The sequence below is a fragment of the Duncaniella sp. genome, from assembly GCF_029056165.1.
GTDB lineage: Bacteria > Bacteroidota > Bacteroidia > Bacteroidales > Muribaculaceae > Duncaniella.
Genome location: NZ_JAIDBW010000028.1, coordinates 1 through 12,673, shown reverse-complemented (window position 1 = coordinate 12,673; position 12,673 = coordinate 1). Strand labels below are relative to the sequence as shown.

Genomic DNA, 12,673 nt, shown 5'->3' with positions numbered 1-12,673 from the left:
ATGCCCGCTCTCCAGCAGAACCTCCCCATCGTCGCTACCCTCACCACTCTCGGTACTCTCGTCGGTCTTCTCGGTACTGTGATGGGTATGATCAAGTCATTCCAGGCACTCGCTGCTTCTGGTGCTCCTGACTCAACCGAGCTCTCTACTGGTATCTCTGAGGCACTTATCAACACTGCCTTCGGTATCGCAACCGGTGCATTCGCTGTTATCTCTTACAACTTCTACACCAACAAGATCGACAACCTCACCTACGCTATCGACGAGATCGGTTATTCTATCGTGCAGACATTCACTGCAACTCACTAATCCCTATTATTGATACTAATTCAAAAACAAGGTTTTAACCTCTAATTTACAACCTCTAACATTTAGATTATCATAATATGGGAAAAGTAAAAATGAAGAGAAAAAGCACCCTCATCGACATGACCGCGATGAGTGACGTGACTGTGCTCTTGCTTACTTTCTTCATGTTGACATCTACCTTCCTTCAGAAGGAGCCGGTCACCGTCCTGACCCCCTCCTCTGTATCGGAGCAGAAAGTACCGACCGCCAACCTCGCGTCGGTCCTCGTAAGCCCCGAGGGGAAAATCTTTATCTCCATTGCCGGTGACGCTGACGCTGAAACCAAGGACACATGGGGATCGGAGGCTCTCCGCAAGACGATTCTTGATGAAGCAGTAACGCTCTACAACAAGCAGCACCCCAACAATCAGGTACAGCTTTCTGTAGCACAGCGCGACGCATTCTCTAAAATCAATATGTTCGGTGTTCCATTTCAGGTACTCCCCCAGTTCCTTTCAATGTCTCAGACTGAGCAGGATAAGTTCATCACTGACATGACTCAGAAAGGCGTGGGCATACCCATCAACGACAACAAGGACATGGATCACCTCAACGAGTTCCAGATCTGGATGCGCGCCATCTACAACTCTGGTAACGACAACCTTCAGAAAGCCATGAAGAAAGGCGAAGGTATCGCAGTCAAGGCCGACAAGGACACTTCTTATGACACTGTTCATGACGTGCTTGACAACCTCCAGACTTTGAAGATGAACCGCTTCAGCATCATGACAGCTTTAAAAACTGAGCAAGAATAATCATTATGGCACAGATAGAACAATCAGACGGCGGCAAAAAGAAAAAAGGCGCCCAGAAGAAAATGTCGATCCATGTCGATTTTACCCCCATGGTTGACATGAACATGCTTCTGATTACATTCTTCATGCTTTGTACCACAATGATTAAGTCTCAGACCCTCACCATCTCGCTCCCCTCGAACGAGAAAGTGGATCAGACTCAGATGAACAAAGCTAAGGAATCAGAGGCAATCACACTCATCCTGACTACTGAACGCAATGCCAACGGCAACGTCAAGAACGACGAGACCGGTCGTCCGATGAACACGGTTTACTACTACGAAGGTATGCCTGACTTCACTGACGAAAACGGCGACGGACTCCTTGACAACAACAAGCTCAAAGCTGAACACTTCATCGGCAACGATGGCAAGATCCAGCAAGGCATTCGCAAGATCCTCCATGACCGCAACAAGACCGTACTTGAAAAAATCGAGAAAGAAAAGGCTAAATGGCGCAACAAAGAGTTCTCAACCGTCTCTGCCATCAATGACTCGATCTATCAGGCCCGTGCACGTGAGATCCGTAATGACTCTACTCTCACCCGTCCTGTTGTGATCATCAAGGCAACCCCCGAAGCTTCATGGGAAAGCTTAATCAGCGCGCTTGACGAGATGCAGATCAATCAGATCTCACGTTATCAGATTGACAACATCAACAAGAATGACTCCGTGCTCATCCTTGATTACCTCGCCAAGAACCCCAAGAAATAATCTGTTGATGACTGATATATATTAACCCGAAAAATCTCTATTGAAATATGGCAAAAGATGTAGATCTTTCATCATCAGAATGGATTGACCTTGTATTCGAAGGCAAAAATAAGGATTTCGGTGCTTACGAACTCCGTAAAGCATCCGCAAAGCGCCACAACCGCGCTATGATCGTCATCCTCATCGTCCTCCTTATCGTTGCGATCATCGCCCTCCTCGCCAACACTGTGCTTCAGAAAGCTGAAGAGCGTCCTGAGGATCAGATCGAGCAGGCCATGATCGACTATTCAGCCGATGAGCAGGAAGATGAACCCGATGAGCCCGAACAGCAGCGCGTCGAAGAGCAGCAGCCCGAAGCTCTCCCTGAGGAGATCCTCAACACCGTAAAGGCAACCGAACTTCAGATCACCAAGGACGAAGAAGTGGTTGAGGAAATCAAGTCGCAGGACGAACTCAAGGAAACTGACACTGCTGTAGGTACCACTGACTTTGACAAGGGTACTGACGACCTCAACGTGGTGCGTGAACATAAGGAAGAAGTTATCGTCGAAGAGAAGAAACCCGAACCGGTTGATGACAATCAGGTGTTTACCGTGGTTGAACAGAAGCCTCAGTTCCCCGGCGGTGACGCTGCCCTCCTCAAGTGGGTAGGTGACCACCTCCGTTACCCGGCAATGGCTCAGGAAAACAATATTCAGGGTCGTGTCGTCGTACAGTTCGTCGTTACCAAGACCGGTAAGGTCGGTGAGGTTAAGGTGATCCGCTCTAAGGACCCCGACCTCGACAAGGAAGCTGTACGCGTGGTTAAGTCTCTCCCCGACTTCGTCCCCGGCAAGATGAACGGACATGCGGTGAACGTATGGTACACCCTCCCCGTTACCTTCAAGCTTCAGGGCGTATAATCGAATTCCACTACAAGCTATTCAGACAACCGTCGCCGTTCCCTCAATGGGAGCCGCGACGGTTTCTTTTTTAATTTATTATTACATCTGTAAACTTTAGGCCTGAAAACTCAACCAATCGGCACGATTTTTGTTAGTATAGTATAACGACGCGATAATGGCCGTCTCCCCCAGTTCCGACTGCCATTATTGACAGAACCAGACAAAATTGACATTACTATAAAAAACTCACAACTTCAACATAGCTCATGAACTTCAATAATTTTACTATCAAGTCACAGGAAGCGATCCAAAAGGCCATAGAGATTACCCGCGGTGCAGGCAATCAAGCTATTGAGCCGGTGCATCTGCTCAAGGGAGTTATGACCGAAGGGGAATCACTCATCAACTTCATCTTTTCCAAGGTTGGCGCAAACGCCGCCACCCTGATGCGTCAGGTTGATACAAAGATCGCAGCCGAACCGAAAGTGTCAGGCGGCGAACCCTATCTGAGTCGCAGCTCCAACGATGTCCTCCAGAAAGCTCTGGACATTGCCAAAAAACAAGGTGACGAATATGTCACTCTCGAAGCCCTCCTCTTAGCAATTTTCACGGTCAACTCTCCAGCATCAACCATCCTCAAGGACGCGGGATTGAGCCAACGTGATCTCGAAGCAGCTATCACAGAGCTTCGCAAAGGCAAGAAAGCCACCGACCAAAGTGCCGAAGACACCTATCAGGCCCTCTCGAAGTATGCCATCAACCTTAACGAGCGAGCTCGTGAAGGCAAGCTCGACCCTGTCATCGGTCGTGACGACGAGATCCGCCGTGTACTCCAGATCCTTTCGCGCCGTACCAAGAACAACCCAATGCTCATCGGTGAGCCGGGTACAGGTAAGACAGCGATCGCCGAAGGTCTCGCCCAGCGTATTGTCCGTGGCGACGTTCCTGAAAACCTCCGCACCAAGCAGATTTATTCGCTCGACATGGGAGCACTCGTAGCAGGTGCGAAGTACAAGGGTGAATTTGAGGAACGTCTCAAGGCCATCGTCAACGAAGTGACCGGAGCTGACGGCGAAATCATCCTCTTCATTGATGAGATTCACACCCTCGTCGGTGCTGGTAAGGGTGAGGGAGCGATGGACGCCGCCAATATCCTCAAGCCTGCGCTTGCCCGTGGTGAACTCCGCTCAATCGGTGCCACCACCCTTGACGAGTATCAGAAATACTTCGAAAAGGACAAGGCCCTCGAACGCCGATTCCAGAAAGTAATGGTCAACGAGCCTGACGAAGCCGCAGCCATTGCGATCCTCCGTGGACTTAAAGAACGTTATGAGAATCACCATAAAGTACGTATCCGTGACGAAGCGATTATCGCAGCCGTAACCCTCTCGGAGCGATATATCACCGACCGCTTCCTCCCTGACAAGGCTATTGACCTTGTAGATGAGGCAGCCTCGAAACTTCGTCTCGAAATCGACTCCGTGCCGCAGGCTCTTGACGAGATCAGCCGTCTGATCGCACAGAAGGAGATCGAACGTGAGGCCATCAAGCGCGAGGGCGACACCGAAAAGGTGAAGGAAATTGAAAAATCACTCGCCGACCTCCGTGATCAGGAGAAGGACTTTACCGCAAAATGGAAAGCCGAGAAGGATCTCATCAATAAGATCCAGCAGAACAAGATCGATATCGAGCAGCTCAACTTCGACGCAGAGCGTGCCGAACGTGAGGGCGATTATGCCAAGGTGGCAGAGATCCGTTACTCCAAGGTACAGCAGAAGGAACAGGAGAACGCCGCTATTCAGGAACAGCTCAAAATGATGCAGGGCGAGAAAGCCTTCATCAAGGAAGAGGTCGATTCCGAGGACATCGCCGATGTAGTTTCACGTTGGACAGGTATCCCCGTCAACAAGATGGTCCAGAGCGAGAAAGAAAAGCTCCTCCATCTCGAAGCCGAGCTCCACAACCGCGTGGTCGGTCAGAACGATGCCATTGCTGCTATCGCCGATGCAGTCCGCCGTTCGCGCGCCGGCCTTAACGATCCTCGCCGTCCTATCGGTTCATTCATCTTCCTCGGTACGACCGGTGTCGGTAAGACCGAGCTTGCAAAGGCTCTCGCCGAATATCTGTTTGACGATGAGACCATGATGACCCGAATCGACATGAGCGAGTATCAGGAGAAACACTCCGTAAGCCGTCTTGTCGGTGCGCCTCCGGGATATGTCGGTTACGATGAAGGCGGTCAGCTCACCGAGGCAGTGCGCCGTAAGCCCTACTCTGTAGTGCTCTTCGACGAGATCGAGAAAGCTCACCCCGATGTGTTCAACATCCTGCTTCAGGTTCTTGACGACGGACATCTGACCGACAACAAGGGCCGACTGGTCAACTTCAAGAACACCATTATCATCATGACTTCAAACATGGGTTCACACGTCATCCGCGACAACTTTGCCAAGATGACACCCGAAAACCGTGGCGAGGTCATCGAAAAGACTAAAGGTGAAGTGCTCGACCTCCTCAAGCAGCAGATCCGTCCCGAATTCCTCAACCGTATCGACGAGATCATCATGTTCACCCCGCTCAACGAGCAGGAGATCGAGGAAATCGTCGGACTACAGATCAAGTCTATACAGCGTATGCTCGCCAAGAACGGTGTTACGCTTGAAGTTACTCCCAAGGCTCTCAAGTTCCTTGCCGAGGAAGGCTACGATCCTGAGTTCGGTGCACGCCCTGTCAAGCGAGTCATCCATAGAATGGTCCTCAACCAGCTCTCTAAGGATATCCTTGGCCAGAAGGTCGATCGTGAGAAACCGATCGTCATCGACTATGACGGCGACGATATCGTATTCCGCAACTGATCTTTTACACCCAAGTGACGGCAGCATTTGAATAAATACAAACACACGAACCGTTATCTCTTCTCTAAATTCATAATTATTCAACAATCTTATTATTAACAACCAAACTATTTATTTTAATTTACACACACTATGAAACGTATCTTCTATTTGCTTCTTATGCTTCCGTTACTGGGATTCATGGCGTCTTGTGACGATGACAAGGATCTGCCTCAGGTAACCCTCTCCGTCGATTATACCGGCGGTTCTGAAGTAGATGGTGTCATTCAAGTGACTCAGGGCGACACCCTCAATATCACCGCACTCCGTGCCGTTCCTGTTGAAGGCACGAAGGCTGCCACACTCGGTGTGGTCGAATACTTCTTCGATGGTATCCCTCAGGGACGCACTGCGATCTCTCCCTATCCCATCAGCATCAACACCACTGACTTGGAACTTGGCAAGCATTACCTTGGCGTAAATGCCACCGTGCTTCAGGTCGATAAGGAAGTCGGTTTCGCTGTGGCTCAGTTCACCATCAATGTCGTGGCCAACGAAAATCCCGACCAGCCCGGTGAAGGCGGGGATCAGGGCGGTACGATCAACCCTGAGACACGTATCACTGACAACGCCAATTGATCCATCAACGGATACATGACAGAGAGATCCTCTCTCTAAACATATAATCTCACTACAACGAAGCCTTCGGGTGATCTTCCGGCTGACCAACCGCACGGAAGAAGCTCCGGAGGCTTCGTTGTGTCCGTCCGTAACGGGTCGCCGCTTGCTTTCATAACTTTCCGTCGGAGTGTTCATAAATCCAAGATAAAATCCTTGGATTTACCGCATTTTCTTTTTACCTTTGCACCCGAAAATCAAAGTGGACAAATTTGGCTGCTTGCAACCACTTCAAAAAATGCTAAAACTGCACCCTTAGGTCAGCTGTGTCATCCTGCCGGATCGGCCATTACAGTTGATTCCGACGGGTTTCTAAAGGTTCTCTCTTCTCATTGTCACTCACTGAGGATTTAGACTTTTGAGATTCATAGCGCGTGTCGGGAATCCGTGAGGACACTGACACAAAATGAAAGAAATGTTGAAGCAGGCAGCGCGTAACCAAATCCACACGCATTTTCAGCCGACTTCGACATTTTATTTTTTATATATAAGCTCTATTGTTTATGAAAACTTATCTCTTCACATCAGAATCCGTTTCGGAAGGGCATCCCGACAAGGTTGCCGATCAGATTTCCGATGCCATACTCGATGAATTTCTTGCCCGTGACCCGAAATCGAAGGTAGCTTGCGAGACCCTCGTCACCACAGGTCAGGTTGTCATCGCAGGTGAAGTCAAGAGTGAGGCATACATCGATCTCATGGAAGTGACACGTGACGTGATCCGCAATATAGGCTACAACCGCAGTGCCCTCAAATTTGACGGCGAGGCGTGCGGCGTTTTCTCAGCCCTCCACGAACAGAGTGCCGACATCAACCGCGGTGTCGAGCGCAGCGAGGCCGAGGCTCAGGGCGCAGGCGATCAGGGCATGATGTTCGGCTACGCCTGCAACGAGACCCTCGACTATATGCCGCTGACCATCGATCTCTCCCACCGTCTGCTTCAGGAACTCGCCGACATCCGCCGCGAGGAAAAGGAAATGACCCACGAGAAGCGCGGACGTATCTACACCTACCTCCGCCCCGATGCCAAGAGTCAGGTCACAGTGGAGTACGATGAAAACAACCGCCCACTGCGTGTCGATACCATCGTCATCTCTACCCAGCACGATGAATTCATCCTCCCGACCGAGGATTCGGACACCGCACGTGCTGCAGCTGACCGCGCCATGCAGAAGCGCATTGCCGATGATGTCCGCAACATTCTCATCCCTCGCGTCAAGGCCAAACTCCGTCCGGAGGAAGCAGCCCTTATCGGTGACGACGTAAAGCTTCTCGTCAACCCTACCGGCAAGTTTGTGATCGGCGGTCCTCACGGTGACACAGGTCTCACCGGACGTAAGATCATTGTCGATACCTACGGCGGTCACGGCGCACACGGCGGCGGTGCATTCTCCGGCAAAGACCCCTCCAAGGTTGACCGCTCGGCAGCCTATGCCGCACGCCACATCGCCAAGAATCTCGTGGCCGCAGGAGTGGCTGACCGCGTTCTCGTTCAGGTAGCCTACGCCATCGGTGAAGCCCGCCCGGTAAGCCTCTGCATCAATACCTATGGCACTGCGAAAGTTGACATGTCCGACGCCGAGATCGCTGAGAAAGTCAATGCCCTCCCCTGCTTCGACATGACTCCCTACGCTATTGAAAAACGCCTCGGCCTCCGCAACCCCATCTACCGCGAGACCGCAAGCTACGGCCACATGGGTCGCAAACCCCGGACTGTCACCAAGACATTCCACTCCAAGTATGAAGCTCCGATCACCCGCACGGTCGAGCTTTTCACTTGGGAGAAGCTCGATGCAGTCCCTGCCGTCAAGGAAGCCTTCGGACTGAAATAAAAAGATTCTCCTGCCAAGGAGTCAAAACCAAAACATTTGTAGGGCCTGCGCTTACGCAGGCCCTACAAATGTTTTACCTATCTTCACAAAACGTTGATAGAATAATTCCTTATTATATCCAATTCAGTTACTCCTTTATACCGTAGGCCAGATCACCGGCGTCACCGAGACCGGGCACGATATAGGAATGATCGTTGATGACCTCATCTATCGCACCGACCCAGATGGTGGTCTTATCCTCCGGGAAAGTGCTCTTTACATAATCGATCGCCTTGCGCGAAGCGATGATCGATGCCACGTGGATGTGAGCCGGCTCTCCCTTGGTGAGCAACGCACGGTAGCTCAACTCCATTGATGAACCCGTGGCAAGCATCGGGTCGGCTATTACGAGAGTCTTACCGTCGATACGCGGAGAAGCTATGTACTCAATAAACACATCGAAATTCTCCTTCTCACGATATTTACGGTAGGCGGACACGAACGCATTCTGCGCATGGTCAAAATAATCGAGGAATCCTTTGTGGAACGGAATGCCCGCGCGGAAAATTGTAGCGAGCACCACTTCCTCGTCAAGCACCTGCGAAGGAGCGATTGCGAGCGGAGTGGTCACATCAACAGTCTTATAGCACATACGCTTTGACATCTCGTAGGCCATGATCTCGCCTATGCGCTCAAGATTACGGCGGAAACGCAGCATATCCTTCTGCACGTTCACGTCGCGCAGCTCACTCATATATTGGCTTACCAGTGACGGCTGGTCGGCAAAATTGATTACTTCCATAGTCTATTATTATAAGGTATTTGAAAATTTATCGTTGAATTTATAACAACAAAAGTAGCGTTTTTTCACTCCGGGAACAAAACGAAAGCTAACTTCCGGCCCTGAGTCTGTTATGTATCAGATTCGTGAACTGATAGTTTTTCAGATTCCAGCGTGGATATATCAGCAATTCCGGCGGCGACTGCGACACGAATCTTTCGATCGCTATGTCAGGGCGCAGCCTGCGAACGATCTTCACACACAGATCCGCATACTCCTCGGCTGTGAAGCGGGGGATCTCATAACGGCCCTCCTCCACGTCACGTGACATCCGTGTCCCGCGTATGAGCTGCAACTGATGGATTTTCACTGTATCGACCGGAAGCTCATTCACGCGGTCAATCGTAGAGAGCATCATTTCCTCATCCTCACCCGGAAGCCCCATTATCAGATGGAGTCCACACGGAATCCCTGCATCATGAGTCCTCCTGACAGCATCGGCAGTGTCAGCCCAAGTGTGGCAACGGTTCACGAATTCCAATGTCGGATCGTGGGAACTTTCCGCACCATACTCCACCATGACCCACGCCTGAAGTGCGGCCAGACGGTCAAGAAGCTCCTGCGGCATGCAGTCTGGCCGAGTACCTATTATAAGGCCCACCACGTCATCCACAGCCAAAGCCTCCTCATATAGCCCCATCAGCCTGTCGATATCCGACGAATGGGTGTTGGTGTAAGCCTGAAAGTAGGCCAGATATTTCATGTCGGGATACTTCCGTGCGAAGAAAGCCTTCCCCTCCTCAAGCTGTGATCCGACACTTTCCGTCGGAGCGCAGTAGCCCGGATTGAACGACTGATTGTTGCAGTAGCTGCAACCGCCCCGCCCCTTGCTTCCGTCGCGGTTCGGACAAGTGAAGCCGGCGTTGACCGCAATCTTCTGCACCTTCCCTGCGAAATGCTCCGCGAGGAAGTCGGAAAAGTCACGGTAAGGTTTCATATCCGTGCGGCACGGTTAAGCAACACGGCATCGAGGATCACTATCGCGGCCATTGCCTCCACGATGGGGACAGCTCTGGGTACTACACACGGATCATGACGGCCACGGGCTTTCAGGAGCACTTCGTTTCCATGGCAATCCACAGTGGTAATATCCTGCATCAGCGTTGCGACAGGCTTGAAGGCCACGCGGAAATATATGTCCGCGCCGTTGGAGATTCCTCCCTGAATTCCCCCCGAATTGTTGGCACTCACACCGATCTTACCGTCCTCACCGACTGTAAACGGATCGAGAATCTCACTGCCTCTGCTCCCTACGCCGGCAAAACCCATTCCGTATTCAAATCCCTTGCTGGCATTGATGCTCATCATGGCATCGGCGAGACGTGCGCCGAGTCGGCCAAACACGGGGTCGCCTACACCGGCCGGAAGGCCGCTGATCACACAGCTTACCACTCCGCCTATCGTATCACCGTCGGCTTTCACCTCCATGATCAATCTCTCCATCTCCTCGGCTTTGGCAGGATCGGGACAGCGCACGGGATTACTCTCCGTAAGCGAAAGATCAAGATCCTTATAACTCTCACCGACTGAAATTTCACCGACCTGCGAGGTATAGGCTGCTATTGTGACACCCATCTGTTCGAGAGCCTGACGCGCAAACGCCCCGGCCACGACACGCGTAGCAGTCTCGCGTGCGCTCGATCGTCCGCCTCCGCGATGATCACGCAGGCCATACTTGGTAGTATATGTGTAATCGGCGTGCGAGGGGCGGAACGCCTCGCGCAGCTGACCATAGTCCTGCGAATGCTGGTTCTCGTTGCGGATTATGAAACCGATCGGACACCCGGTAGTCATGCCTTCATAGAGCCCCGACAGGATCTCGACCGTATCGCTCTCCTTACGTGCCGTCGTGACGGCGGACTGCCCCGGCTTACGGCGATCCAGTTCATGCTGCACCTTTTCGAGATCTATCTTCACACCGGCGGGCATTCCGTCGATCACGCCGCCTATGGCCGCGCCATGACTTTCACCGAATCCGGTGAAAGTAAATATCTTGCCTATTGTATTCATGTTCTTTGTATTAATGTAGTGATTTCCGCCGTCATTCCTTCGGGACGGCGATATCGGCCACCTGAGCCGAGCAATATCCAATCAGATCGCCGGGAGCGACCTTGAACTGCAGACCGCGCTGTCCGGCCGACACATATATAAACGGAAAATCAAGCACCGTCGAGTGGAAATAGGTCGGAAACGGTTTCTTCATTCCGACAGGCGAACAGCCACCACGGATATAGCCAGTCAACGGGAGCAATTCCTTCATGTGGACCATCTCAGCCTTCTTCGCTCCGGCAGCCTTTGCCGCCTTCTTCAGATCCACCTCCATGTTTCCGGGAAGCACACAGACGAAGTGACCACACTTGTCGCCGTTGAGCACCAGTGTCTTGAACACACAGTTTATATCCTCGCCAAGCTCTTCGGCCACGTGATCGGCCGCAAGATTATCGGGATCTACCGTGTAAGGGATAAGCTCGTAGGCAATCCCGGCCCTGTCGAGCAGCCTCGCGGCATTGGTCTTGGCTATTTTATCTTTTGATGAACTCATGGGTAATACAGACTTTGCGATTGTAATTGCTGATCATTTTTTCCGTCCCGCCGTCACACTTCCGGATTCTTACTGACGCCGCAACTGAATGATAGCTGCAAATTTACTCAATCACCCCCGATATTGCAATTTTCCCACCAACAAAGTTCAGTCATTCCAATCTCCCCCCGCCTGCCGGCGACCATAGATACCTGTCCGACCCTCCCTCTCGTTTTTTATTTTCACCGACTCACGGATTTTATGTAACTTTGTATCGTAAATCCATAACACGTAATGCAAAATACCCTGACAGTTAGCACTAAAGAACGAGTAATTGAATTCCTCTGGCAGCACATTCTGCTCCTGACATCCATGTTTTTCATGACCCTTGGCGTCGCGCTCTGCGTCCGGTCAAACCTCGGCAGCGGCGTCATATCCTCAATCCCTATGGCCTTCACACTCGCCGGTGAGGCGGGGCTCGCGCCGGGATGGACCATCGGTGGCTACACCAACATCATGAACGTCATCTTGGTCGCGGCACAGATTCTCGTTCTTCGCCGTCGTTTTGAAAAAGTGCAGCTCTTTCAACTTGTCGTAGGTTTCATCTTCGGAGCGTTCCTCGACATAAATATGTGGATCACCTCCGTGTTCACCTACGAATCGTTAATCAACCAGATCTGTGCCCAATTCATCGGAGCGACAGTCCTCGGCATAGCCGTAGCCGCCGAGATCCGCTGCGGATCTGTCACTATGCCCGGCGAGGGCATACAGGTCGCAGTGGCCCGCGTCACCGGAAAGCCCTTCCCTACGGTCAAGATCATGATCGACACCACCCTCGTGATCATAGCCGTCATCTGCGGCTTCTGCTTCTTCGGATCATGGCCGTGGACAGTTGTCGGACCGGGTACACTCTTCGCCATGTTCTACGTCGGCTATGTCGTCAAGCTCGTCAATCCCCACATGCACTGGTTTGACCGCCTCCTCCATTATCGCCCCGGCTTCCGCCGCTACATCTACGGCCTCGCCCGCTTCATCTACCCCCGAAACAAAGGCTGACCGACACGGCATTGCGCGTGCCGCAATACCGGCAAACGAGCTGAATAACAATAATTTTGTACGGACGCGGCGTGCCGCAATGCCGGCAAACGAACGGAATAACAATATTTTTGTACGGACGCGGCGTGCCGCGTATGCCAAATGGAATACATCTGCCCGTAATGATACACGCGGGGCAAAAACTATTTCATTC

12 protein-coding genes are annotated in these 12,673 nt (G+C 51.7%); 8 read left to right on the top strand and 4 right to left on the bottom strand.

Features of this window, described 5'->3' with window-relative positions; translation table 11 throughout:
* The 7 genes from K2G41_RS05815 to metK all read left to right on the top strand — a co-directional run.
* Nucleotides 1-309 (top strand): MotA/TolQ/ExbB proton channel family protein (locus tag K2G41_RS05815; protein ID WP_300116350.1); only part of this gene is annotated, 309 nt, incomplete at its 5' end.
* Between the two features lie 92 nt (nt 310-401).
* The gene (locus tag K2G41_RS05810) at nt 402-1,103 is read left to right on the top strand and encodes a biopolymer transporter ExbD (protein WP_300116347.1); all 702 of its coding nucleotides are present in this window, start codon (nt 402-404) and stop codon (nt 1,101-1,103) included.
* Between the two features lie 5 nt (nt 1,104-1,108).
* On the top strand, nt 1,109-1,855 hold the full coding sequence (locus K2G41_RS05805) for a biopolymer transporter ExbD (RefSeq protein ID WP_300116344.1): 747 nt from the start codon (nt 1,109-1,111) through the stop codon (nt 1,853-1,855).
* A 47-nt stretch (nt 1,856-1,902) separates the two neighbouring features.
* Nucleotides 1,903-2,757 (top strand): energy transducer TonB, encoded by an 855-nt coding sequence (locus K2G41_RS05800; protein ID WP_300116341.1) that lies wholly within the window; start codon nt 1,903-1,905, stop codon nt 2,755-2,757.
* 248 nt (nt 2,758-3,005) lie between these two features.
* The gene (gene clpB, locus K2G41_RS05795; RefSeq protein ID WP_300116336.1) at nt 3,006-5,594 is read left to right on the top strand and encodes an ATP-dependent chaperone ClpB; all 2,589 of its coding nucleotides are present in this window, start codon (nt 3,006-3,008) and stop codon (nt 5,592-5,594) included.
* Between the two features lie 132 nt (nt 5,595-5,726).
* A complete protein-coding gene (locus K2G41_RS05790) occupies nt 5,727-6,212 on the top strand; it encodes a hypothetical protein (protein WP_300116333.1) in 486 nt (161 codons plus the stop codon).
* 542 nt (nt 6,213-6,754) lie between these two features.
* A complete protein-coding gene (gene metK, locus K2G41_RS05785) occupies nt 6,755-8,083 on the top strand; it encodes a methionine adenosyltransferase (protein WP_300116330.1) in 1,329 nt (442 codons plus the stop codon).
* A gap of 127 nt (nt 8,084-8,210) precedes the next feature.
* Here the strand turns inward: metK and upp are convergent, their stop codons facing one another.
* The 4 genes from upp to ybaK form a co-directional block, all read right to left on the bottom strand.
* A complete protein-coding gene (upp, locus tag K2G41_RS05780) occupies nt 8,211-8,864 on the bottom strand; it encodes a uracil phosphoribosyltransferase (protein WP_300116327.1) in 654 nt (217 codons plus the stop codon).
* Nucleotides 8,865-8,952: 88 nt separating this feature from the next.
* A complete protein-coding gene (locus tag K2G41_RS05775; protein WP_300116325.1) occupies nt 8,953-9,840 on the bottom strand; it encodes a TIGR01212 family radical SAM protein in 888 nt (295 codons plus the stop codon).
* Nucleotides 9,837-10,913 carry a chorismate synthase gene (gene aroC / locus K2G41_RS05770; protein WP_300116322.1) on the bottom strand — a complete coding sequence of 359 codons (1,077 nt, stop codon included), beginning with the start codon at nt 10,911-10,913 and terminating at the stop codon, nt 9,837-9,839. Before aroC ends, K2G41_RS05775 begins: the two co-directional genes overlap by 4 nt.
* A 31-nt stretch (nt 10,914-10,944) precedes the next feature.
* Entirely contained in the window at nt 10,945-11,445 is a 501-nt protein-coding gene (ybaK, locus tag K2G41_RS05765; RefSeq protein ID WP_300116319.1) for a Cys-tRNA(Pro) deacylase, read from the bottom strand.
* A 273-nt stretch (nt 11,446-11,718) separates the two neighbouring features.
* Here ybaK and K2G41_RS05760 point away from each other — a divergent pair, with 273 nt between their 5' ends.
* The gene (locus K2G41_RS05760) at nt 11,719-12,480 is read left to right on the top strand and encodes a DUF6198 family protein (RefSeq protein WP_300116316.1); all 762 of its coding nucleotides are present in this window, start codon (nt 11,719-11,721) and stop codon (nt 12,478-12,480) included.
* The last annotated feature ends 193 nt before the right edge of the window (nt 12,481-12,673 follow it).